General features: G+C 27.9%; 27 protein-coding genes, 1 tRNA gene and 1 pseudogene. 13 read left to right on the top strand and 16 right to left on the bottom strand.

Going from position 1 to position 22,996, the window contains the following annotated elements; translation table 11 throughout:
- Positions 1-55: 55 nt before the first annotated feature.
- The 16 genes from HNR35_RS00265 to HNR35_RS00340 all read right to left on the bottom strand — a co-directional run bounded on the left by HNR35_RS00265 (position 56) and on the right by HNR35_RS00340 (position 11,752).
- The gene (locus HNR35_RS00265; protein WP_183223184.1) at positions 56-1,534 is read right to left on the bottom strand and encodes a hypothetical protein; all 1,479 of its coding nucleotides are present in this window, start codon (positions 1,532-1,534) and stop codon (positions 56-58) included.
- 11 nt (positions 1,535-1,545) lie between these two features.
- Positions 1,546-3,465, bottom strand: coding sequence for an ATP-dependent zinc metalloprotease FtsH (gene ftsH / locus HNR35_RS00270; protein ID WP_006433363.1), 1,920 nt, complete (start codon positions 3,463-3,465; stop codon positions 1,546-1,548).
- A complete protein-coding gene (gene tilS / locus HNR35_RS00275) occupies positions 3,462-4,784 on the bottom strand; it encodes a tRNA lysidine(34) synthetase TilS (RefSeq protein WP_183223186.1) in 1,323 nt (440 codons plus the stop codon). Before tilS ends, ftsH begins: the two co-directional genes overlap by 4 nt.
- A complete protein-coding gene (gene pth / locus HNR35_RS00280; RefSeq protein ID WP_006433344.1) occupies positions 4,784-5,350 on the bottom strand; it encodes an aminoacyl-tRNA hydrolase in 567 nt (188 codons plus the stop codon). Before pth ends, tilS begins: the two co-directional genes overlap by 1 nt.
- Before the next feature lie 4 nt (positions 5,351-5,354).
- Complete coding sequence (locus tag HNR35_RS00285; RefSeq protein ID WP_183223188.1) at positions 5,355-5,903, bottom strand: 50S ribosomal protein L25/general stress protein Ctc; 549 nt, start codon at positions 5,901-5,903, stop codon at positions 5,355-5,357.
- Between the two features lie 23 nt (positions 5,904-5,926).
- Positions 5,927-5,998 (bottom strand) — tRNA-Gln (locus tag HNR35_RS00290).
- 61 nt (positions 5,999-6,059) lie between these two features.
- On the bottom strand, positions 6,060-6,353 hold the full coding sequence (spoVG, locus tag HNR35_RS00295; protein ID WP_183223190.1) for a DNA-binding protein SpoVG: 294 nt from the start codon (positions 6,351-6,353) through the stop codon (positions 6,060-6,062).
- A 103-nt stretch (positions 6,354-6,456) separates the two neighbouring features.
- A complete protein-coding gene (gene rsfS / locus HNR35_RS00300; RefSeq protein ID WP_183223192.1) occupies positions 6,457-6,807 on the bottom strand; it encodes a ribosome silencing factor in 351 nt (116 codons plus the stop codon).
- A complete protein-coding gene (locus HNR35_RS00305; protein WP_183223194.1) occupies positions 6,782-7,966 on the bottom strand; it encodes an LCP family protein in 1,185 nt (394 codons plus the stop codon). Before HNR35_RS00305 ends, rsfS begins: the two co-directional genes overlap by 26 nt.
- The gene (gene nadD / locus HNR35_RS00310) at positions 7,963-8,544 is read right to left on the bottom strand and encodes a nicotinate (nicotinamide) nucleotide adenylyltransferase (protein ID WP_183223196.1); all 582 of its coding nucleotides are present in this window, start codon (positions 8,542-8,544) and stop codon (positions 7,963-7,965) included. Before nadD ends, HNR35_RS00305 begins: the two co-directional genes overlap by 4 nt.
- Positions 8,545-8,626: 82 nt before the next feature.
- On the bottom strand, positions 8,627-9,613 hold the full coding sequence (gene obgE, locus HNR35_RS00315; RefSeq protein WP_183223198.1) for a GTPase ObgE: 987 nt from the start codon (positions 9,611-9,613) through the stop codon (positions 8,627-8,629).
- Between the two features lie 42 nt (positions 9,614-9,655).
- Positions 9,656-9,901, bottom strand: a complete 246-nt coding sequence (gene rpmA / locus HNR35_RS00320) for a 50S ribosomal protein L27 (RefSeq protein WP_002557368.1) — start codon at positions 9,899-9,901, stop codon at positions 9,656-9,658.
- Positions 9,901-10,221 (bottom strand): ribosomal-processing cysteine protease Prp, encoded by a 321-nt coding sequence (locus HNR35_RS00325; RefSeq protein ID WP_006433753.1) that lies wholly within the window; start codon positions 10,219-10,221, stop codon positions 9,901-9,903. Before HNR35_RS00325 ends, rpmA begins: the two co-directional genes overlap by 1 nt.
- Before the next feature lie 5 nt (positions 10,222-10,226).
- Positions 10,227-10,538, bottom strand: a complete 312-nt coding sequence (gene rplU / locus HNR35_RS00330) for a 50S ribosomal protein L21 (RefSeq protein ID WP_006433713.1) — start codon at positions 10,536-10,538, stop codon at positions 10,227-10,229.
- A gap of 58 nt (positions 10,539-10,596) precedes the next feature.
- On the bottom strand, positions 10,597-11,127 hold the full coding sequence (locus HNR35_RS00335; RefSeq protein ID WP_183223200.1) for an adenine phosphoribosyltransferase: 531 nt from the start codon (positions 11,125-11,127) through the stop codon (positions 10,597-10,599).
- Positions 11,128-11,191: 64 nt separating this feature from the next.
- On the bottom strand, positions 11,192-11,752 hold the full coding sequence (locus HNR35_RS00340; RefSeq protein WP_183223202.1) for a DUF2147 domain-containing protein: 561 nt from the start codon (positions 11,750-11,752) through the stop codon (positions 11,192-11,194).
- A 251-nt stretch (positions 11,753-12,003) separates the two neighbouring features.
- Between HNR35_RS00340 and flgF the strand changes: the two genes are divergently transcribed.
- The 13 genes and pseudogenes from flgF to HNR35_RS00405 all read left to right on the top strand — a co-directional run bounded on the left by flgF (position 12,004) and on the right by HNR35_RS00405 (position 22,994).
- Positions 12,004-12,852, top strand: a complete 849-nt coding sequence (gene flgF / locus HNR35_RS00345; protein WP_006433700.1) for a flagellar basal-body rod protein FlgF — start codon at positions 12,004-12,006, stop codon at positions 12,850-12,852.
- 12 nt (positions 12,853-12,864) lie between these two features.
- On the top strand, positions 12,865-13,662 hold the full coding sequence (gene flgG, locus HNR35_RS00350) for a flagellar basal-body rod protein FlgG (RefSeq protein ID WP_006433786.1): 798 nt from the start codon (positions 12,865-12,867) through the stop codon (positions 13,660-13,662).
- 52 nt (positions 13,663-13,714) lie between these two features.
- Positions 13,715-14,296, top strand: coding sequence for a hypothetical protein (locus HNR35_RS00355; protein ID WP_419465730.1), 582 nt, complete (start codon positions 13,715-13,717; stop codon positions 14,294-14,296).
- A 103-nt stretch (positions 14,297-14,399) separates the two neighbouring features.
- Positions 14,400-15,056: pseudogene (locus HNR35_RS00360) on the top strand (flagellar basal body P-ring protein FlgI); the annotation flags it as partial.
- Between the two features lie 19 nt (positions 15,057-15,075).
- Positions 15,076-15,396: a rod-binding protein gene (locus HNR35_RS00365; protein ID WP_183223205.1), complete on the top strand. Its 321-nt coding sequence runs from the start codon at positions 15,076-15,078 to the stop codon at positions 15,394-15,396.
- Positions 15,397-15,545: 149 nt separating this feature from the next.
- Positions 15,546-16,346 carry an RNA polymerase sigma factor RpoS gene (gene rpoS / locus HNR35_RS00370; RefSeq protein WP_183223213.1) on the top strand — a complete coding sequence of 267 codons (801 nt, stop codon included), beginning with the start codon at positions 15,546-15,548 and terminating at the stop codon, positions 16,344-16,346.
- 50 nt (positions 16,347-16,396) lie between these two features.
- On the top strand, positions 16,397-17,263 hold the full coding sequence (locus HNR35_RS00375; protein WP_006433802.1) for a divergent polysaccharide deacetylase family protein: 867 nt from the start codon (positions 16,397-16,399) through the stop codon (positions 17,261-17,263).
- Entirely contained in the window at positions 17,260-18,300 is a 1,041-nt protein-coding gene (gene tsaD, locus HNR35_RS00380) for a tRNA (adenosine(37)-N6)-threonylcarbamoyltransferase complex transferase subunit TsaD (protein ID WP_006433695.1), read from the top strand. Before HNR35_RS00375 ends, tsaD begins: the two co-directional genes overlap by 4 nt.
- A complete protein-coding gene (locus tag HNR35_RS00385) occupies positions 18,275-19,069 on the top strand; it encodes a PfkB family carbohydrate kinase (RefSeq protein WP_006433800.1) in 795 nt (264 codons plus the stop codon). Before tsaD ends, HNR35_RS00385 begins: the two co-directional genes overlap by 26 nt.
- Positions 19,070-19,215: 146 nt before the next feature.
- On the top strand, positions 19,216-20,307 hold the full coding sequence (murG, locus tag HNR35_RS00390; protein WP_006433787.1) for an undecaprenyldiphospho-muramoylpentapeptide beta-N-acetylglucosaminyltransferase: 1,092 nt from the start codon (positions 19,216-19,218) through the stop codon (positions 20,305-20,307).
- On the top strand, positions 20,304-20,792 hold the full coding sequence (locus HNR35_RS00395; protein WP_183223215.1) for a CvpA family protein: 489 nt from the start codon (positions 20,304-20,306) through the stop codon (positions 20,790-20,792). Before murG ends, HNR35_RS00395 begins: the two co-directional genes overlap by 4 nt.
- Before the next feature lie 10 nt (positions 20,793-20,802).
- Positions 20,803-21,849, top strand: coding sequence for a hypothetical protein (locus tag HNR35_RS00400; RefSeq protein ID WP_183223217.1), 1,047 nt, complete (start codon positions 20,803-20,805; stop codon positions 21,847-21,849).
- Entirely contained in the window at positions 21,846-22,994 is a 1,149-nt protein-coding gene (locus tag HNR35_RS00405) for a two-component system sensor histidine kinase NtrB (protein ID WP_183223219.1), read from the top strand. The genes HNR35_RS00400 and HNR35_RS00405 overlap by 4 nt, the downstream gene beginning before the upstream one ends.
- Positions 22,995-22,996 lie beyond the last annotated feature (2 nt).

The raw sequence follows: 22,996 nt of genomic DNA on the forward strand, positions 1-22,996 counted from the left end.
ACATTAATATTGAAAACCTAAAAATTAATAGTTGGTTTTTATTTGAAAGTTATCATTAAAAAGAATAATAACTTTCAAAGCAATCATCATCCAACAAAGCTTTCTTTGTTTTTAATTTATCCTTCTCATAAATCTCAATATAATTAAATTTCTTAGAGCCATTAACCTTTCTATAAATTGAAACCAAACTTCCGCGCACATAATTTTTAATTTCTACTAAATTAAACCCAAAATATTTTTTTTTATTTATCAAGCTTGATCTAATATCTAAAACAGAAATTTTTTCAAAAAATAAATTTAAAGCGGTGGGTAGAAAAAAATCTTTAATGTTAATTAAGAACAACTCCCTAATCCCAAGACTATTAAAATTGTAACCTAAATTATTAAAAATATTACACTTAAATGCATGTAAAGCAAAAGTATAAACATCTTTTTTATCAGGATATTGAACCTCAATCATATCAACGTAAGGATAAACAGAATAACTTATTTTATAACCAAGTAAACTATTCTCATAATAAACTGGAGACTTGTCTTTAAAATAAACTTTATTAAAATATTTATTATTTAAACTAAATTTATTACCAAAATCTACTATTCCTGAAAAAATACCTACTAAAACTCCATCTTTGAGTATAGCAATATTATTTTTATTATCAATAAAATAAATTCCTGACACTCTTTTATAATCTTCTAAAAATTTACTCTTCATGTCGGGATCCTCTAAAAGATCATAAAACATTTTATATTCATTTATTGTATCAGGAGGAAATTTTTTAAAAATCTTATAAGCTTCAACGGGATCTAAAAGTTTGTATTTTAAAAAATAAATGCCATTAATCCCATTATATTCTTTAATTTTACCCTTAAGAAAAGAAAACAAAGAAACAGAATTGTCATAATTAAAATCTGAATTTCTAAATATATAATTAATATTTTCAGTTGTAAAGAAAGAATCTTCTTTTGATCTAATGGTATTAAAAATGCTAAAAAAAAACCTATCTTCTTTTAAAAACCACTTAAAAAATAAAAAATCATTACCATACAAGAAAAAAGCTTTGAATAAAATTTTTTTAAAATCATCTCCAAAGCTTTCAAGTCTTCCAGAAGCTTCAAGTCTCATGCAAATCAAATCTTTATCTATTTGCAATTCTTCATTTAAGTTCTCATACAAAGTAATAATTTCTTTATACATATTCTTATTTTCATTTTGTCTTAAAAGCAACGCAAAATAACAAGTGTATACTTCTTTAAGAGTTATTGCTTTAAAATTATTAATATTAATTGCTTTTTTTAATAAGTAAATTCTATCTATTAAAGCAATATCCTCTTTTAATGCAATCTCATAAAGAGAGTCTGAGGCTAGCAAGTTGAAATCAAGAGATCCATAAATTAAATCATTTCCTTTTTGGAAATTGGAAAAATTTTTAGACTCATTGAAAAGAATATTTGAAATATCTTCATCTTCTTTGATTAAAAATGCATTTAAGTTTATAGAAATAAAAAGAATCAAAATCATCTTTAAATAAAACATAAACACTTACCCTAACCTTTTATATCTTCCTCCTTTACTTCTTTTGCCGTAGACTCTACCGCAAATAACTCGTATTCATCTTTACTAGCTTCAAAACCCAAAAGCTCTCTTACTTCTTTGTCTGTTAAAGTTTCCTTTAAAACAAGTTCCTTTGCAAGCTTAACAAGTTGATCCTTATGCTTTACAAGAATATCTGATGCCTCTTTTAAACATTCTTCAAGTATTCTTTTTACCTCTCTGTCAACTTTATCAGCAGTATTCTCAGAATAAGCCTTAGACTTTGAAAACTCTTTTGGAAGAAAAATGGGTGCTTCATCATCTACTAAAAATATTGGCCCAACTTCTTCGCCCATTCCCCACTCCGTAACCATTTTTTTAGCCAAACTAGTAGCTTGCATTAAATCATTTTGAACACCCGCCGTTGTAACACCCAAATTTATTTGCTCGCTAGCATAACCACCATAACATATCTTTATTTTATCAAGAATTTGATGTTTGTTTATCGAAAGTCTATCTTCTCTTGGAAGCGAAAATGCAACACCAAGCGCTCTACCTCTTGGAATAATAGTGACCTTGTGTAATGGATCAGCATGTTCAAGATAATAATGAAGCAAAGCATGGCCTGCCTCGTGATAAGCTGTCTCAAGCTTTTGTTTATCAGTAATAGTCATAGATTTTTTTGCAACTCCCATCAATATTTTGTCTCTGGCCTCTTCCATATCCTTCATTAAAATTTCATCTTGATTATTCCTTGCAGCTATTAAAGCTGCTTCATTAATTAAATTTGCAAGATCAGCACCACTAGCTCCAGGAGTAGCTCTTGCTATTACCTGTAAATTAATATTTTTTGAAAGCTTTGTTTTTGAAGAATGAATATTTAATATTGCCTCTCTTTCTTTAATATCAGGCAAAGAAACTGTCACTTGCCTATCAAATCGTCCAGGCCTAAGCAAAGCAGAGTCAAGAACATCAGGACGATTTGTAGCGGCCATAACAATTACATTAGTATGCGTTCCAAATCCATCCATTTCAACCAATAGCTGATTAAGAGTTTGCTCTCTTTCATCATGACCACCGCCAAGTCCTGCACCACGACTTCTACCAACAGCATCAAGCTCATCAATAAAAATGATGCATGGAGAATTTTTCCTAGCATTATCAAATAAATCTCTAACACGACTTGCTCCAACTCCAACAAACATTTCAACAAAATCAGAACCTGACATGTGAAAAAAACTAACCCCAGCCTCACCAGCAACAGCTTTGGCAAGTAAAGTCTTACCGGTACCCGGAGAGCCAACCAAAAGTACTCCTTTTGGAATTTTAGCACCTATTTTTTCAAATTTTTTTGGATTTTTAAGAAATTCAACAACTTCACGAAGCTCTTGCTTAACCTCTTCTTGACCAGCCACATCTTTAAAGGTAATTTTATTTTTTCCAGCTTCATACTTTTGAGCATTACTTTTCCCAAATGTAAAAACTTTTCCACCACCACCTTGAGTTTGACGAAATATAAAGAAAAAGAAAATAAAAAATAAAATCCACGGCAAAGTTTGCAATAAAACTCCAATCAAAGAAGCTTGGCTTTTACCAGAGCTAAGCTCAACTTTTTTACTCTTTAGTTCTGAAAGTAGATTTATATCAAGATAGGGAATACTGGTAGAAAAATAAGATTTTACAAAGTTAGAACCCTTGACAACAAATTGAATCAGATTTTTATCAATTATTACTACAGACTCAACTAGACCATTGTCCAAATAACTCTGAAAAGTGCTATAAGGAACATTTTTATAGCTTTCCCCTCCCCTTACAAAATATGACATAAATATTGCTGAAATTAAAAAAATAACAACAAGCCCTAAAATCCAATTTTTATTTTTCTTTTTGTTATTAGATTTTCCATTATTATTCATATTACTATTGCCATTCATTCCTTTAAAAGCCCTCCAATCAAAGATATACTAATTTTTTTAAGAATGCTTTTTTCACTCCATACTAAGTTTAAAGTATTTAAATCAATAACTCCGATTAACCTGTTATCTAGTGCTAACAATATTAAATAAATCGGATTACACCTTATAAACTTAGAAAAAAACTTTTTTGCTTTCAACTTATCCTTAAAAAATTTATGTCTAAACTCATAAGAACAACATTTTAACCTTGATACAGAAGCTGTATCGCACTCTAAACATTTTAGCAAAATCTTACCTAAAGATAAACTATGCCATTTACCAACTTCTAAAATAAAATCAAAAGGTTTGTAAAATTTTTCATCCCTTTTAAAAATTAAATTAATTTTATTATGCCTTTTTTCTAAAAAAAAATCATTGGTTTTTAACAAAACATTATTTTTCTTTCTATTAATCTCTACTTTAAACATTTCATTAAGAGCTTTATAAGAAATTTTAGTTACAATTCCCTCTGAATTTAAAATTTTAAAAATCAATCTAAACACTAAATACTTAGGGAAATCTAAAAAAGTTTTTATATCAAAAGAATAATAGTATTTACCTTTCTCAACAGGAAAAAATTCATCTTTTTCAAAATAATTTGCAAATTCCTTTGAAAATTCAGATATCCTTTTAAGACATTTTTCATATCCTTTAAAAACCTTTCCTATAGAGGGTAGCAAATTATTTCTAACTCTATTTCTTAGGTATAAATTTTGAGAATTTGTACTATCAACAAAAACTCTAATATTATTCAAAGATAAAAAATTTTCAATTTCTAGTCTTGAAACTTCTAGCAAGGGTCTTATAATATTTCCATTGACACTAGGAATACCTGCAAGGCCATCCAAAAAAGATCCTTGAAAAAATCTCATAATTATTGTTTCAATTTGATCGTTCTCGTTATGAGCAAGCGCAATATAATTTGCATCATTTTCTTTAAGAGCATTTTCTAAAGCATTATATCTACATTTCCTTGCAAGCTCTTCAATAGATACTCCCAGCCTAATTGCTTCACTTTTTATATCTATATCACATTTCTTAATTTGTAAAGCAATGTTATAAAAATCACAAAACTCCTTTACATGCTCTATTTCTTGATTTTGTTCATTATCAGCTCTGATAAAATGAGCAAAATAAAATGCAACAATATTATTTCTCAAATAATATTTTAAATTCAACAATAAAGTTGTAGAATCAGTCCCTCCAGAAAAAGCAACAATAACACGACTTTTATTTAAAGAATTTTTTTTATAAAATTCATCTATTTTAATTTGTATATTATCGTCTAAAAAATGCATTAAAAATTACTAGAATTTATTTTTTGAACCTTATTTTTAAAATTTGCCTCACTAATATCAATTACCTCATCACTTAAAAAATCATACAATTTTTCAAGCCTATCTATTTCGTCCTTGCAAAATCTAGAAAGAACAAAGCTCTTTATGTCCCGCATAACATTATTTCCAACTCCAATATAAAGTCTACTGTAATTAGAGCTTCCAAGAACACTTGAAATCGACTTAAGACCATTATGAGTAGACATACTGCCTCGCTCTTTAAGTCTGCATTTCCCCAAAGGAAGATCAACATTATCAAGAACCACTAATAAATTCTTTACGCACATATAAAAATCTGAAAATATCGAAGGAAATAAAGATCCGCTTAAATTCATATAAGTTAATGGCTTAACCAAAACTACTCGTCTAGAAATCATTCTTAACTCTGAATATTCATATTTTTTTTTTCTCTTTAAGCAAAGGCCGTTCTTAGAAACAATTTTATCTAAAAGAGAAAAACCAACATTATGTCTGGTTAAAGAAAATTCTAATCCAGGGTTTCCTAATCCAAGTATTAACAACCCCATAAAATCACTTTATAATAACAACTTCCAAATTCTCATCACTTTCTGCAAGCCTAACATTAGAAGGCAATAGAAGATCTTTAAGAAGGACTCTATCTCCTTTGTTAACAGGAGTTAAATCAAGCTCTATGAATTCTGGCAAATCTAAGGGTAAAGACCTTACCTTAACTTGCTCTTTTAAAACAGTCAAAATTCCACCCTCTTTAACCCCAATAGAAGCCCCAATAAGCTTAATAGGAATATACTTTTCAAGCTCAACTCGCTTATCTACTTCGTAAAAATCAATATGATAAATGAGCTTGCTGGCAATATTTTCTGCAACATCTTTAACAAAAACACATCTTTCAAACTTGCCGTCATCTAATATCAAGACAGTATTATCTGTAAACTTTGCAAATTTTTTATTAAATTCACTACTATTAATTTTTAAATGCAAAACATCATTGCCCTGTCCATAAACAACAGCCGGTATTTCACATTTAGCCCTTATTCTGCGAGCATTAGAAGACCCAAAGCTTGACCTATACTTACAACTTAAAACCCTGCTATTTTCCACCAAAAAACTCCTAATATAAAATACTGGGACGGAAGGATTCGAACCCTCGAATGACTGGACCAAAACCAGTTGACTTACCGCTTGTCGACGTCCCAAATACCTTAATACTTACAATTGACAAGCATACAAGATACAACACGCTTTGTCAATAATTATCTAAAAATCTAATTCAAGCTCAAAATCAGCTGGATTTTCTCTTATATATTCCTTAAAAATAGAAGTTTGCAAAGTTTTTCTAAAATCCTGACTAATAGGGTGTACAATATCTTTATACTCACCAACTCTGGTCCTTCTGTTAGGCATAGCAATAAATACTCCCTTTTGCCCTTTAATAACTCTAATATTATGAAGAACTAAGCAATTGTCAAAAGTAACTGCAACATATGCTAATAACTTAGAGCCAGAATTTTTACCTTCAACTTTCTTAATCCTCATGTCTGTAATATCCACTTATAAGCCTCCCGCAAAAAGTACATAACTTAAATCTAAAATATTTTCTATTTTTTGTAAACATGTTTTTATGATATTTTTAGTTTTTTTAATTAAACAATAATTAAGGATAAATAACAATTCCTTTGGACCATATTTTTTCAAGCTCATAGTATTCTCTAGACTTTTCACTCATTAAATGAATTACCAAATTTCCACCTGAAACAACAGTCCAGTCATAAACCAATCCTTTTCCTTGAACGTTAAGATTAATTTTTTTTTCTTTAAAAAATTTAACTATCTTATCAAGATACAAAGCTTCCATCTGCTTAAATGATACAAAAGTAGCTATTATAAAAAAATCCGTCCAATTGCAAACATCGCTAACATTAATACCTATAACATCAATTCCATTAAAATCGCTTATTATTTTACATAAAGCATTAATGTCACTTGCTTTTAACATATCTTCCATCAAAATCGTCTCCTAAAACAACTATTACATCGGGATTAATATCAAGATTATCAAGCCCTAACAATTTTTTAGTTTGAACTTCAGAAATTGGCTTAATATTTGTAGTTTTAATTGCCTCCCCAACTCTAACAGCCATTTCTAAATTATCTGAATTATTTATAATCAAGGTATTTTTATAGGAATTTTTATCTGCATTACCAAATTTTAAAACTTTAAATTTTAAAGAATTAAAAATATTTGCTGTTTTTTTTGCAAGTCCAACAACTTTTGTTCCATTTAAAACAACAATCTTTACTATCTCTTCTAAACCTTCATTAATCAATTCTTTATTCAATTTATCTACTGATTCTTTTAAAATAGCACCTCCATAATAAGGAAAAACAACTTTTATTAAATTATTATTATGATCCTTAAAAATCTCTTCTTGACCTTTAATATTAATAGAAATAATTTTATTATTATTTATTTTATAATTTTTAACAATATACTTAAAAACAACCTCTGAAAGGTTAGTATCTAACATGGAATATATTTTAAAAAAAATTTCATTTTCAATGCCAAAATCTGAAATCTGAAAAAGAAGTTTTTTAAAAAATTCTTTAAAAAACTCGCATCTCTCTTCAAACTGATTAACGTCATTAAAATATCTCAAATAATCATAAGCTTTATCACCATCAAAATTGGAAGTACCAGAGGGTATTAAAATAGAATCCTCAAAACTATAAACTTTCACTGGGTTTTTAACAAGAAGTCTAATCCCTCCTAAATAATCAACAAGTCTAACAAAATTTTCTTTTTGAAAACGAATATAATAATCTGATTCATGGGATAATTGTGTATAAATTTTAGATAAAAATTTATTAAAAGAATTTTTTTTATAAAGATCTTTAAACCAAGATACATTACCTTTTAAATCTTCATATCCAGTATGAATTGGAATATCTAAAAAACCAAGATTTCCTGTTTTTATATTAATAAAAATTTCTTGCATACTTACAAGATTTTTGTTAAGATCTTCTACTAGAAATAAAAAACTAATATTGTTCTTTGTATTAAGCTCAAAGTAAACTAGTTCCTTTTTCGAACTTCTAATAAAAAAAATTACTACACCCGCTATTATCAAAACAATTAAAACTAAAAAAATTAAATCCTTTCTCAAACATTTACCTTTTTAACATATAAATTATTATCTTTAATGTATTTTAACACACCAAAGGGTAGTAAATAGCTAACAGGAAATCCATTTGCAATTCTATTTCTAATCTCTGATGAGGAGATGGGTATTATTTTATTATCTACATAAATATGCTTAAAAGAACTTTTAAGCCTTTCTTTGTAGATTCTGTGAGCAATAACAAGATCAACAGAGCTTGCAATACTTTGAGGATCTTTCCATGAATCAAAATTTTGAAAAAGATCATCGCCAATGACCAAAAAAAGTTTATCGTTTTTATATTTTTTTTTAACACAAGAAATAGTATCAACGGTATAAGTTATCCCACCATTTATTATGTCACAATCATCTATGAACATTTTATTTTCATTCTCTAATGCAAGCTTGAGCATATCTATTCTATTTTTAATACTAACGCCCTCCCCAATCAATTTATGAGCCGGATTGCAAGTAGGAATAAATACTACCTTGTCAATATTTAATAAATATTCTATCTCTTTGGCTAAAAAAATATGCCCTATATGAACTGGATTATAAGTACCTCCCAATATTGCAATTCTCATAAATTATTTTTTCCTAAATCAAATTTGACATCCCAAAACCAAGCCTTAAAAATAAAAAAGCTCACAATACAAATCAATTTTATTAAAAAGTTTTAGCCAAAATAAAAAATTCTTTAATAAGTTCATCAATCCCCCTATTTTCATAAATAGAGATACCAACAATCTTTTCTTTTCTTAAAGCTTTTATCAAGCAATTAAAATTTTTCTCAGAACTATCCAAATCAAGCTTATTGGCAATAATAATTTTTTTTTTATTAAAAAGCTCATAGCTATAAGATTTTAATTCATTTAAAAGAATGTTATATGATTCTAAAAAATTTGCTTCAGAAATATCAATTACTAAAGCTAAAATTTTAGTTTTAGTGATATGTTTTAAAAACTTAGTCCCAAGCCCTACTCCAAAACTAGCACCTTTAATTATTCCTGGAATATCTGCAATTATTAGATCATTATAAGAATATCTAAGTACGCCAAGATGGGGAATTTTTGTTGTAAAAGGATAATTTGCAACCCTAGATTTTGCTGAAGTTATTCTATTAAGAAGAGAAGATTTGCCGGCATTAGGAAGACCAACAAGTCCAATATCTGCCACCAAAAAAAGCTCAAGACGTACATTTAAGCTACTGCCCGATTCTCCAGGTTGAGCAAACCTTGGCGCTCTTCTAACCGAAGTTTTAAAATTCCAATTACCAAGACCGCCTCTGCCGCCTTTTAAAATAATAAATTCATCATTTAAATTTTCAAGCCTACACAAAAAAGTTTCATCATTTTCACTATAAATGTCTGTATTTGGGGGAACAAAAAGAATTAAATCTTTGCCATTAGCGCCACTTCTTCTAAAGCCCATTCCAGATTTACCATTTTTAGCACAAAGCATATGGCCATTTTTGTAAAAAGATAAAGTTCGAAGATTTTCTCTCACCTTAAAAATTACACTACCGCCATTACCGCCATTTCCCCCATCTGGACCACCCTTTGCATTAAACTTTTCCCGCAAAAAAGAAACACACCCAGAACCACCATTACCTGAAACTACTGTTATACTTACAGAGTCCTTAAAGTTATACAAACCTTCTCCAATTTTTCAATTAAAACTAAAAATAGTTATACACTAAACAATGTTTACATATTTTCGACCCTTCAAAGTTTTAAACTCTACTTTGCCAGATGAAAGCGCAAATATTGTATAGTCCCTTCCAAGGCCTACATTTTTACCCTTATGAAATTTTGTGCCTCTTTGTCTAACAATTATTTCTCCTGCTTTAACAAACTGACCACCACTTCTTTTAACTCCAAGTCGCTTAGATATAGAATCTCGTCCATTTTTTGAACTACCACCACTTTTACTTGTTGCCATTAATTTTCCTCCAAAACTAATTTAATATCATTAGGATACTCAAAGCACAAATCGTTTATGCCTCTAATTAAAAATCTACTATAATAAAAAAGGCTCTCTTTACTCAAATCCTTAAAAAAGGGTTTAAATTCCAAATAACCTCTTTTCGAATTTTTTACAATAAAACCCTCACCTTCAAGATCAAGAACACTAAAAAAGGTTCTCAAAATAAAAGAAAAAGAAGCACATACAACGTTAACATTATTCTTGCCAATAGCATGGCCATCAGCTAAAAGATAAATAACTACATCGTCTTTTACTTTTACTAAAACATTAATCAATAAACTTAAAAAACTATTTCATCAACCAAAATATAAGAATAAGTTTGTCTGTGCCCAACTTTTCTCTCACTTGATTTTCTTCTTCTATATCTGTAAGAAATAACCTTTTTATCTTTTTTATCTTCTTTATAGGTACATTTAATAAAAGAATTTATAACATAAGGTTTTCCTATTTTAATCTCCCCATCTTTATTAATAAGCAGAACACTATTAAATTCTAGCTTCTCTTTTTCAATAGGAGAAATTTTATCTATTTTTAAAAATTCGCCCTCAACAGCCTTATATTGCTTCCCATTTATTTCTACCAGTGCATACATTACATTACCTCAACTAAATATTGTAAATTTAATAAAAAAGAAAAGTCAAGCATTAAAATTAATCATATCTTACAAGAGAATTAACCTCATAGCCTTCAAGGATGCGCCTACCATTAATACTACAAAGCTCAATAAAACAAAAAATATCCTTAACCTTGCCGCCAGCTTTCTCTAGCAAAATTGCAGAAGACTTTAAAGTTCCCCCGGTAGCTAATATATCATCTATTAAAAGAATATTGGAATACATTCTAACATCATCCTTGTGTACCTCTATTTTCCCAAAGCCATATTCAAGCTCATACTCTTCAGTAAAAACCTCTCTGGGTAATTTACCCTCTTTTCTAATTAAAACGAGGGGAAGTTGCATTTTTAAAGACAAAGGGGCGCCTATCAAATATCCCCTAGACTCAACAACCGCAATGCAATCGATCTTTTTAAGATTATAAAAAGAATATGCCTCATTTATTAACGAGGTATAAACTTCGGGTTTTAACAAAACACTAGTAATATCGTAAAAAAGAATACCCTTTTTAGGAAAATTGGGTACTTTTGCAATAAATTGATCATAATACTCTGTTTTATTTTTCATAACCTCCTCTCATCCCATATATGTTTATGTATTTTTTCAAAAATAGTAAAACCAAAATCCAAATTTATTTTTTTACAGGAGGCGTTGGAACAAGATTATGTAAGTCTACTTTTGGTATTTCATCAACTTTAGCTCTTGTCCAAATTTTGCTTCTGCCAAAAATCCAAACTTTCCCCTTGGTAACAAGATTCCCGGTTTTACTATCAACACTCACCTCAGAATTATAAATTTTACCGTTTTTAGGATCTATTATTTTACCCCTATCCCACTTTTTAGAAGCAGAAGAATACTTAAGGCCCCACATAAAATCAAGACCCTCTATTGCAAGATTTTCAAACCCAACAACAGTATCTCCTGAAGGATTTTTAGCATCATACTTTTTGCCGTCTTTTATTACAGTTAAAATTCGACCGCAAACTTCTCCATTATACTTATAAATATAAATAATAGAATTTTTTACATTACTCACATCATCATAACCAACCCAATATCCTAAAACTTCATTTTCAAAATTAAGATTTTCAGCTTTGTCAATAATTTCCTTTTCATTTAAATCTTCTGAATTTGCAAATAAAAACATTACAAAACAAAAAAAAAGAAAAAACTTTAAAAAAGTTCTATTCATTAATTCTCCTTAAAACTAATAATTCTAAATTATAGTTCTTTTTTAAATTATTAACCTAAGATGAATATTTTAAATATTAGCCACAAACATCATTATACAACTTATTTTATAATTTTAATTATTAAGACAAAACCTTAGATAAAAACTAAATAAAAATATTAAAAGAAGTAAAAAACAATGGGTCAGTTAATTGTTATATAAGACAATTGATGCTAGTATTAATAAAGTTAATTGTCTTAAAGGATTTAACCGTGGTAAGAGGAATTTATACAGCTGCCAGTGGAATGATGGCAGAAAGGCGAAAGCTTGATGTAGTGTCAAATAATTTGGCAAACATAGATCTTATTGGATACAAAAAAGATTTATCCATTCAAAAGGCATTTCCAGAAATGCTAATAAGAAGACTAAATGATGATGGCCTTTATAAATTTCCTAAAGGGCATCTTGAAACAGCTCCTATTGTAGGCAAGCTGGGAACAGGGGTTGAAGAAAATGAGATATATACAATATTTGAACAAGGCCCATTAAAAACTACTGGCAATCCATTAGATTTAGCACTAACTGATCAAGGATTTTTTGTAATACAAACTTCAGATGGAGAAAGATATACAAGAAATGGCTCTTTTACTATTGGAAAAGAAGGAATTCTTGTTACAAAAAACGGATTTCCTGTTCTTGGAGAAAAAGGATATATATATCTAAAAAAAAATAATTTTAAAATAACACCTCAAGGACAAATCTTTCACAATTCAAACTTTGCATCAAACCCTAAAAGACTTGTTAGTGAGCATGAAAATTCTTGGGAAAATTATGAACTGCTTGATACCATCAGAATCGTAAATTTTGAAAATCCTAGATTTCTCAAAAAACAGGGAAATTCTTTATGGATTGATACAAAAACATCTGGCAAAGCACAAGAAATTGATGTATCATTAAGGCCTAAAATAGAAACAGAAGCGCTAGAAGCTTCCAATGTTAATGCAGTTAAGGAAATGGTTTTAATGATTGAAATCAACAGAGCTTACGAAGCTAACCAAAAAACAATACAAACTGAAGATAGCCTTTTGGGAAAATTAATAAATGAAATTGGAAAATATTAAGGAGCATATTTTATGATGAGAGCATTATGGACAGCAGCAAGCGGAATGACTGCGCAACAATACAATGTAGATACAATTGCTAATAATCTTTCAAATGTAAATACTACAGGATTTAAAAAAATAAGAGCAGAATTTGAGGATTTGATTTACCAAACCCAAAACAGAGCAGGAACTCCTGCAACTGAAAATACCTTAAGACCGCTTGGAAATCAAGTTGGTCACGGAACAAAAATTGCTGCTACTCAGAGAATATTCGAACAGGGGAAAATGCAATCCACCAATTTACTCACAGATATTGCTATTGAAGGAGATGGATTTTACAAAATTCTTCTACCTGATGGAACTTATGCATATACTAGGGATGGATCATTTAAAATCGACTCTAATCGGGAGCTTGTAACAAGCCAAGGATACAAGGTATTGCCTAATATATTCTTTCCAGAAGAATATATCCAAAACTCAATTACAATATCTGAACAAGGAATAGTGTCGGTAAAAATTGATAACAGTAACGAACCAATAGAACTTGGACAAATTGAAATATCAAGATTTGTTAATCCTGCAGGGCTAAATGCTATTGGAAGTAATTTATTTAAAGAAACAGCTGGATCAGGCCAAGAAATAGCCGGAATACCGGGAAGTGAGGGCATGGGAAGACTAAGGCAAGGTATTCTTGAAATGTCAAATGTATCTATTGCTGAAGAAATGGTGACAATGATAGTAGCCCAAAGAGCTTATGAAATAAACTCAAAAGCTATTCAAACTTCCGACAATATGTTGGGAATCGCAAATAATTTAAAAAGGCAATAAAATAAAAAAAAAATTATTTATATTTATTTTATTTTTCACAACAAGCTCAATTATGGGTGCTAGTTGTGATTTATGCTTCAACATTGCTCCTAGTAAGACATACTTCTTTTCAAAAAAGTATTCAAAAATATGCAATAATCAAAACTTATCAAAAATATATATTCCCCCACATTTAACTAAAAAATCAATAATTTTTGAAATGATTTATTACATTACAAAAAATCTATCAAATGAAAATATCTATATACTTCAATTTAACTTTGATGAATCTGAAATAAATATAGAAGACAAATTTTTCAAAAAAATAAAATTTAAAGTAAAAAGCAACAACTTATATAAAAATATTCCAATTCAAAAAACTCTAGTTTATTATGCAAAAAACTTTGAAAGTTATAAAAGACATAATTACATTAATATATATATTGACATAATTGAACCTATTGTATTTGCAAAAGAAAATCTAAAAAAAAATGAAATCCTTAATGAACACAATATCTACTTTAAATACAAAATTAACACAACCAGGATAAATGATGTTTTAAGCCTAAATGAACTAAATAATAGTAAATATAAAGTTATACGTAACACAATTAAAAATGAAGAGATAAAGTTAAACAAAGTGCAAAAAGAATAATGCTTTATTTTATCTTCCTCAATTTACTAAAAAAGTTTTATTAAATTATAATAATTGATATAAAATAGTAGATATTAAAAGAATAAAATAAATAGAGCAAAGAATGAACAAACTAATGTTAATTGCATGTGCGACAAGCCCATTAGCCCAAGCAAACAAAGCTTCAACAAGACTAAAAGCAGAACAATTATTTAACAATAATCTGCCTGAAAGCACAAAATTAACAGAAATTGCAAATATTTGCTCCACAAACACAAATTTTTTAACGGGTATTAAAATAGTAGAGAATCTTCACGGAAAAGAAGACTCTCTAAAAGAAAAAGACCTTATACATAAAATTTTAGAAGAAAACAATACAATAGATGAAATAAGCCTTAATAATATAGAAAGCAAAAATATTGCACTAATCAATGTCGGTCACCAAATAAAAAGCAATGCAATCAAGGGCTCAATACATAAAGCTTACATTGCATCAATATTAGACTCAAAAAGTTTAACAAATGGAATACTTTTAAAAACAAATCTTAAAAATAACGCGGGAGAAATAATAGCAATCGCGCCAGGAATTATAAATAATAAGAACAAATTAAAAGGATCTGAATACACTCCCAATTGCACCATAGATGGTGTAATAATAAATAAGAATCAAAACATTATTAACTACAATTACAATATAATTCTTAAAAAAGGAAACTATACATTAATAAATATAATTCATAAAATATTAGCCTCAAAAAAAATCAACAACAAAATCAAATCGGTTATCTTGGAGGAAGTTAATGGAAACTAAAATTAATTTACAAAATTTAAAATTTAAAAACCAAATAAATAATTTTAAAAATCCGGTAGAAACAAAAAAATCCTTTCAAAAAAACGAAGAACTTCGAAAAGCCTCTTTAGAATTTGAAGCTATATTTATAAAGCAAATGCTTAATAGCATGAAAAAAACTCTCAACAAAGACCAAAATCTACTAAGCGGAGGCCAAGTAGAAGAAATTTTTGAAGACATGCTTTACGAACAAAGAGCAAAACAAATAACACAATCTCAAAGCTTCGGAATTGCCAATTTGATTTACAATCAATTGGATAAAAATAAATAATTCTAAAACACTCTACCTTGAAATTATAGCTGCCAATTTAATTTAATAAATGGTTTTAAATTAAATTGGCACAATTTTTGCATGCAAATTAAGTAAGTATTAAAAACTTAATCACAATAGTTCAAAAAAAGGGGAGAAAAATATACCATATGAATATATTTAGTAACGAGGATTTAAACATATATTTAAAATCGGTAAGAGAACATAAGCTAATTACTCACGAAGAAGAGATTCAACTTGCAGGACAAATACAAAGAGGCAACGCACAAGCAAAAAATAAAATGATAAATGCAAATTTGCGACTTGTTTTAAAAATAATAAAAAGATACGCGGGCAAAGGACTAAAAATTGAGGACTTAATTCAAGAAGGCAACTTGGGATTAATAAGAGCTGCTGAAAAATATGATCCGAATAAAAACACTAAATTTTCAACTTATGCATCTTTTTGGATCAAACAATCGCTCCAAAGAGCATTAAACACTAAAACTAGATTGGTAAAAGTCCCATACAGAAAAGAAAATCTAATACTACAAATAAACAAATATTTAACAGAAGAAGAAAAATCGCCCAAAAAAGAAGAAATAATGAAAAGATTCAATCTGTCTCCTGCTCAATATATAAAAATTATTCCTTATCTTGAAAAAGAATATTCTCTAGATAAAGAAATAGAGGGATCTGAAAATTCAACACTCTTGAATCTATATGAGGATAATTCTTTTAACCCTGAAATTACCCTCGAACAAGACTCAACTATAAAACATTTAAATTACATACTTGAAACAAAATTAACTGAAAAGGAAAGGTATATAATCAAAAAAAGATATAACCTAGACAATAATCCTAAAAAGAGCACCTTAAAAGATATTTCAACAGAACTTGGAATATCATCAGAAACTGTAAGACAAATTGAAAAAAGGGTTCTTAAAAAACTAAAAGAAGAAATAAATTAACATTGACATTCATGACATGTTCTGATCTACTTTTAAATCAGTGGTCATGAATGTTTATATTTTATATTAAAAAAAACAAGTTTATTATTGTAATTTTTCTTATTGCAACAGCTCAAGCATTTACAAGTTTTTTCTATTTTAGCAACAATTCAAAAGTTGTAAATTCGCCACTTAAAGATAATTTTCAAAAAATAAAAAAAGACAGCTTAATAATAAAAAATAATAAAGAAAATAAAAAAGCCAAAATCAAACCTAAGTTTTACTTAATAATCGACGATGTTGGTTATGATGAATTTATGTTAGAACAATTTATAAAACTTAATCTTGAAATAAATTATGCCATTATCCCATTTTTACCAAAATCAACAAGTTTATACAAAAAACTAAAAAATAATAACAAAGCAGTAATAATACATTTTCCAATGCAATCAAAACATAGAAATGCAATAGAAAAATTTCATATAAACATAAAAGATAAAAAAGAAGAAATACATAAAAAAATTGAAAAAACATTTAAAATGTATCCTGATGTAAAAATAATGAATAATCACATGGGCAGTTTAATTACTTCAAATAAAGATTTGATGAGAATTATTTTAATAAAGCTTAAAGAGATTGACAGATATTTTTTCGACAGCGTAACTATTGCAGGAAGTGTACCAGAAATAATAGGCAAAGAAATTGGAGTTAGAGTAGAAAAAAGAGACGTATTTCTTGACAGTAAAGACACAAAAGAGGCAGTACTCAACGAACTTGAAAAAGCAAAAAATATTGCTAGAAAACATGGTATAGTAAAGGTAATAGGACATATTTGGTCTAAAAACACACTAAAAGTCCTTGAAAAGGAAGGCCCTAGTTTAAACCAAGAATTCGAATTTGACAATTTATTAAATCTTTACGAGGAAACAATCAGATGAAAGTACTTGGAATAGAAACCTCTTGTGACGACTGTTGTGTAGCTGTAGTAGAAAACGGTATTCATATTTTAAGCAATATAAAATTAAATCAAAAAGAACATGAAAAATATTACGGAGTAGTACCTGAAATTGCCTCAAGACTTCATACTGAAACTATTATGTCTGTTTGCATAAAAGCACTCAAAAAAGCAAATACTAAAATATCTGAAATTGACTTAATAGCTGTAACATCTAGACCTGGACTTATTGGTTCTTTAATAGTTGGATTAAACTTTGCCAAAGGTCTAGCAATTTCATTAAAAAAACCTATTATTTGCATTGACCACATCTTAGGCCATCTTTACGCCCCTTTAATGCACTCAAAAATAGAATATCCATTTATATCATTATTATTAAGCGGTGGACATACATTGATTGCTAAACAAAAAAATTTCGATGATGTTGAAATACTTGGAAGAACTCTAGATGATTCTTGTGGAGAAGCTTTTGACAAAGTAGCAAAACATTATGATATGGGGTTTCCGGGAGGCCCAAATATCGAACAAATATCTAAAAATGGAGATGAAAACACATTTAAATTTCCAGTTACTACCTTTAGAAAAAAAGAAAACTGGTATGATTTTTCATACTCTGGACTAAAAACAGCTTGCATACACCAGCTCGAAAAATTCAAAAATAAAAATAATCCAATAACAAAAAATAATATAGCCGCAAGCTTCCAAAAAGCTGCTTTTGAAAATCTAATCACCCCATTAAAAAGAGCAATAAAAGATACTCAAATCAACAAATTAGTAATAGCCGGCGGCGTTGCAAGTAACTTGTACCTAAGAGAAAAAATAGATAAACTTAAAATACAAACTTACTACCCTCCTCTTGATCTTTGCACAGACAATGGCGCAATGATTGCTGGACTTGGATTTAATATGTATTTAAAATACGGAGAAAGTCCAATAGAAATTGATGCAAATTCAAGAATAGAAAATTATAAAAACCAATATAAGGGAAAAAATAATGAAAAGAATTTTAGCAATGCATGACATTTCAAGCATGGGAAGAACATCTCTCACAATATGTATACCAGTAATCTCTTCGTTTAATATGCAAGTGTGTCCTTTTGTAACGGCTGTCCTTTCTGCTTCCACAGCTTATAAAAAATTTGAAATAGTAGATTTAACTGACCATTTGGAAAAATTCATAAAAATATGGAAAGAGCAAAATGAACATTTTGACATACTCTACACGGGATTTCTAGGAAGCGAAACACAACAAATAACAATAGAAAAAATAACTAAATTGATAAAATTTGAAAAAATTGTAATTGATCCTGTATTTGCTGACAATGGAAAAATTTACCCTATATTTGATAATAAAATAATTAGTGGTTTTAGAAAAATCATAAAGTATGCAAACATAATAACACCCAATATAACAGAGCTTGAAATGCTAAGTAAAAGCTCACAACTTAACAATAAAGATGATATCATAAAAGCAATATTAAATCTTGATACAAAAGGTATAGTGGTTGTTACAAGCGTCAAAAAAGGAGAACTATTGGGAAACATTTGCTATAATCCTAAAAGCAAACAATACTCAGAGTTTTTTTTAGAAAAATTAGAACAAAATTTCAGTGGGACAGGAGACTTATTTACTAGCTTGCTTATAGGATATTTAGAAAAATTCGAAATAGAACAGGCCCTAGAAAAAACAACAAAAGCTATTCACTTAATAATAAAAGATTCAATTAAAAAAAATGTTTTTAAAAAAGAAGGGGTTCAAATTGAAAATTTTTTAACAAATACATTTTGAATTTAAATTTCATTAAATTCAATTTTAAAGGTTGAATCGATTTTTTTAGTACAAAGGCAATTGCAGTAGAATTATTACTAAAATGATTTGTACAAAAAATCTATTGCAAAGCAAATATTTTATTGTTTTTATGGATAAATAAATATATGTCAAATAAAAAAATAATGTTTTTTACAGGAGGGGGGACTGGGGGTCATGTATTTCCAGGAATATCTATAATACAAAAATTAAAAGAATTAGACAATGAAATTGAATTTCTTTGGATAGGCAAAAAAAATTCTATAGAAGAAAAATTGATAAAAGAACAAAATAATATTAAATTTATTTCGGTTCCATGCGGAAAACTTAGACGCTATTTTTCTTTTCAAAACTTTACTGACTTTTTTAAAGTGATACTTGGAATAATAAAAAGCTTTTACATCTTAAAAAAATACAAACCTCAGATTGTCTATGCAACTGGGGGATTTGTCTCAACCCCCACAATTATTGCATCTAGTTTTCTAAAAATCAAAAGAATAACCCATGAAATGGATCTGGATCCTGGACTTGCAACAAAAATTAATTCTAAATTTGCTAATAAAATATACATAAGCTTTAAAGAAAGTGAAAAATACTTTAAAAATAACAAAAATATCATTTACACGGGATCTCCCATAAGAAAAGAATTTTTAACTCCAAATCCCAAAGTCATTAAGCAATTAACTAGAAACACTAACAAACCAATTGTTAGCATACTTGGGGGATCTCTTGGCGCTAATACTTTAAACAATCTTGCACTCTGTATTAAAAAGGATACTGAAATTTACTTTATCCACCAATCAGGAAAAAATTTAAACGACCAAAGAGAAGACAATTACCTGAGAAGACAATTTTTTAACGCAGAAGAAATGGCAAGTATAGTTAAATTTTCCAATATAATAATCAGTAGAGCTGGAGCTGGAGCAATAAAGGAATTTGCAAATGCTTGCACATGTGTGATTTTGATTCCATTTAAAAAAGGCTCTAGAGGAGATCAAATTAAAAATGCAAAATTACTAGAAAATCAAAATGCTTGCATTTATATAGATGAAGATGAAATTTTCAATACAAATATTTTGAAAATTATAAAAGAAACTTTAAAAAATAAAGAAAAAATCAACGCTCTCAAAGCAAATATTAAAAAATTCAATAATAAGAATTCTTCAACTTTAATAGCTAAACTACTAATAAAAGATATTAAGGAGACAAAATCTAAATGATAACAAACGATCCTGTAAAAATAACCGGAATAATAGACATATTAATAATAATAATTTTTACATCTTTGGGATTTAGAGGATTTTTAAGAGGATTTATTAAAGAAATTAGCGGATTTGCTGAAGTTTTTGTTTTAATACTACTACTTTATAAAAAAACTGAAGAGTTTAGAAAGCTGGTTGAACCTATTATTGAGCTATCCTACATTCAAGCACTGCTTGTATTTTTTCTGCTCATACATATAGGATTTTTAATCTTACAATCCTTAATAGAATCAATAATAAGCCAACTTAAATTATTATTCTTCAATAGAATTCTGGGCTTGGTACTTGGTCTACTTGAAGCTTTTGGAATAATTGCAATTGTGGTTTACATAATACACTCGCAACAAATATTTAAACCTGAATATTTTCTAAAAGAAAGCAAACTCCTTGATTATTTAAACCCTGGAATAAACTATCTCTTTAAAATCTCAAAAACAAAATAAGGAACCAATAATGACAATACTTCCAAAAATTGCCAAAGACATAATAAATGCATATGATCAAAAAATATTGCCAAATGCAATTCTTTTACTAGGAGAAAAGTTTTCATTAAAAAAGATCAGCGCAATTGAGCTTGCAAAAAAAATATTAAAAGAAAAAAACTTAACAAACCCCAATTTGCTCATTTTTTCAAATCTCGATACAATAGAAGCAAAAGCACATCTTTCTACAAATTCGAATAAGATAATAAATAAATACTTAGAATACATTAACACTATAATTTTCACCAAATGTTATTTCAGTAATGAAAAAAATTTGAAAAAAATAGAGAAAAATATCAACTACATTAATTCTGTTTATTATAAAAAAGAATATAATACAAACATAAAAAATGAGCTTATAAAAAATATAGAAAATATAAACAAAGAATTAAATCATAATATTACTGTTCATGATGTAAAAAAAATCCAAACTTGGATTTTTTCTGAAAAAGAAAAACCAAAGGTAATCTACATAAACGAAATCGAAAATTTATCGTTTAATGTGCATAACTCACTTTTAAAAATACTAGAGGAGCCTCCTTTAAATATTTACTTTATCTTAGCAGCAAGAAATAAAAACAAAATACCAAAAACAATACTTTCAAGACTTAGAGTATATAATTTCACAAAACCAGAGAGACTGTTAGAAATTCAAAGATTCAAAGAAAGCTTTCTGATAGATAAAGATATAACAACTGAAGAGTATTTTGCCTCATTTTACAAAGAAGAAAGCAAAAAAATAAAAAAAGAATTGATAAAAATTTTAAATATAATAAAAGAAAAAAAATCCATATTTAATCTTGAAGAAACCGACTTTATAAAAGATGATCAAAGCTTTAAAATATTTTTAAACGAACTTTCAATTAACATTAGAAAAGATTTTTTAGAAAACAAGATAAATATCAATCAATATCTCAAATACACACAACATTTGAAAAATATTTACAGATATCGCCCTTATAATCAAAATAAAAAATTAATAATAGAAAACTTGATGCTAAATTACGAAGAGATATGAATAATTTTTTTAAAAAAGCTTTAACAAAGCTAAACAAATTATCTAATGAACAAAAAACTAAATTTATTGAACAAATTTACAAAAAAATAGAAATATATGACGGAATATTTGCTTCAATTAATGAAGGAATTATTGTGCTTGACAAGCAAAACAACATAATCTATTCAAACAAGATTTTATACCAAATTTTAGCTTTAACATCCAAATCAAAAATAGAAATTCTTGATGATATTCAAATTCCAATCTTAATAAATTTAATAAAAGAACTAGTTAGAACAGAAGATAAAATAATAGGATTAGAGGTTCCAATCTCAAATAACATATATATTAAAATTTCATTTATGCCTTATGTAAAAGAAAAAAAACTTGAAGGCAACATTATTTTAATAGAAGATATTAAAGAGAAAAAAAAGAAAGAAGAATTGTTTAGAAGAGTTGAAGCTTTAGCATCTTTTACAAGACATGCAAGAAATATTGCTCATGAAATCAAAAACCCACTTGGAGCAATTGATATAAATTTACAACTACTAAAAAAGGAAATAAAAAAACAAAAAATAAAAAATGGTAAAGCTGAAAATTATTTTAAAGTAATAAAAGAAGAAATAAACAGAGTAGATAAAATAGTAACAGAATTTTTATTAACAGTCAGACCAATAAAAATTAACTTACAAGAAAAAGACATTAAACAAATAATAAACAGCGTATGTGAATTGTTAAATCCTGAATTAGAGAACAAAAACATAAAACTACTGCTTAATTTAAACAAAATAAGCAATATCCTTATTGATGAGAAACTATTAAAACAAGTTATTATAAACATCATTAAAAACGCAGGAGAAGCGCTACTTGAAACAAAAAAAGAAATAAAAAAAATAGAAATTTTTCTTTTCGAAAAAGACAATAAAATACATATCAACATAAAAGATAACGGAAACGGAATAAAAGATGAGGTAAAAGAAGAAATATTTAAGCCTCAATTTAGCACAAAAGAAAAAGGAAGTGGAATAGGTCTTACTATTTCTTATAAAATAATAAAAGAGCTTGGGGGTGAAATTTTTGTAGAAAGCAAAGAAGGCAAGGGCACTATTTTTACAATTACACTTCCTAAACTAAATAAAAAAAATATTTTAATTGAAGGGTATTAAAA

The sequence above is a fragment of the Borreliella spielmanii genome (assembly GCF_014201705.1).
In the GTDB taxonomy this organism is placed as follows: domain Bacteria; phylum Spirochaetota; class Spirochaetia; order Borreliales; family Borreliaceae; genus Borreliella; species Borreliella spielmanii.

Bases quoted from the DNA above. Each gene is read 5' to 3' on its own strand.
- HNR35_RS00355 (WP_419465730.1), top strand. From the start codon at position 13,715: ATGGGTGCTAGTTGTGATTTATGCTTCAACATTGCTCCTAGTAAGACA.
- rpmA (WP_002557368.1), bottom strand. From the start codon at position 9,901: ATGGCAACAAGTAAAAGTGGTGGTAGTTCAAAAAATGGACGAGATTCT.
- HNR35_RS00385 (WP_006433800.1), top strand. From the start codon at position 18,275: ATGAAAAGAATTTTAGCAATGCATGACATTTCAAGCATGGGAAGAACA.
- murG (WP_006433787.1), top strand. From the start codon at position 19,216: ATGTCAAATAAAAAAATAATGTTTTTTACAGGAGGGGGGACTGGGGGT.
- tsaD (WP_006433695.1), top strand. From the start codon at position 17,260: ATGAAAGTACTTGGAATAGAAACCTCTTGTGACGACTGTTGTGTAGCT.
- HNR35_RS00265 (WP_183223184.1), bottom strand. From the start codon at position 1,534: ATGTTTTATTTAAAGATGATTTTGATTCTTTTTATTTCTATAAACTTA.
- HNR35_RS00335 (WP_183223200.1), bottom strand. From the start codon at position 11,127: ATGAAAAATAAAACAGAGTATTATGATCAATTTATTGCAAAAGTACCC.
- ftsH (WP_006433363.1), bottom strand. From the start codon at position 3,465: ATGAATGGCAATAGTAATATGAATAATAATGGAAAATCTAATAACAAA.
- nadD (WP_183223196.1), bottom strand. From the start codon at position 8,544: ATGAGAATTGCAATATTGGGAGGTACTTATAATCCAGTTCATATAGGG.
- rsfS (WP_183223192.1), bottom strand. From the start codon at position 6,807: ATGGAAGATATGTTAAAAGCAAGTGACATTAATGCTTTATGTAAAATA.
- pth (WP_006433344.1), bottom strand. From the start codon at position 5,350: ATGGGGTTGTTAATACTTGGATTAGGAAACCCTGGATTAGAATTTTCT.
- tilS (WP_183223186.1), bottom strand. From the start codon at position 4,784: ATGCATTTTTTAGACGATAATATACAAATTAAAATAGATGAATTTTAT.
- rplU (WP_006433713.1), bottom strand. From the start codon at position 10,538: ATGTATGCACTGGTAGAAATAAATGGGAAGCAATATAAGGCTGTTGAG.
- HNR35_RS00340 (WP_183223202.1), bottom strand. From the start codon at position 11,752: ATGAATAGAACTTTTTTAAAGTTTTTTCTTTTTTTTTGTTTTGTAATG.
- flgG (WP_006433786.1), top strand. From the start codon at position 12,865: ATGATGAGAGCATTATGGACAGCAGCAAGCGGAATGACTGCGCAACAA.
- rpoS (WP_183223213.1), top strand. From the start codon at position 15,546: ATGAATATATTTAGTAACGAGGATTTAAACATATATTTAAAATCGGTA.
- HNR35_RS00375 (WP_006433802.1), top strand. From the start codon at position 16,397: ATGTTTATATTTTATATTAAAAAAAACAAGTTTATTATTGTAATTTTT.
- HNR35_RS00405 (WP_183223219.1), top strand. From the start codon at position 21,846: ATGAATAATTTTTTTAAAAAAGCTTTAACAAAGCTAAACAAATTATCT.
- HNR35_RS00395 (WP_183223215.1), top strand. From the start codon at position 20,304: ATGATAACAAACGATCCTGTAAAAATAACCGGAATAATAGACATATTA.
- HNR35_RS00400 (WP_183223217.1), top strand. From the start codon at position 20,803: ATGACAATACTTCCAAAAATTGCCAAAGACATAATAAATGCATATGAT.
- HNR35_RS00365 (WP_183223205.1), top strand. From the start codon at position 15,076: ATGGAAACTAAAATTAATTTACAAAATTTAAAATTTAAAAACCAAATA.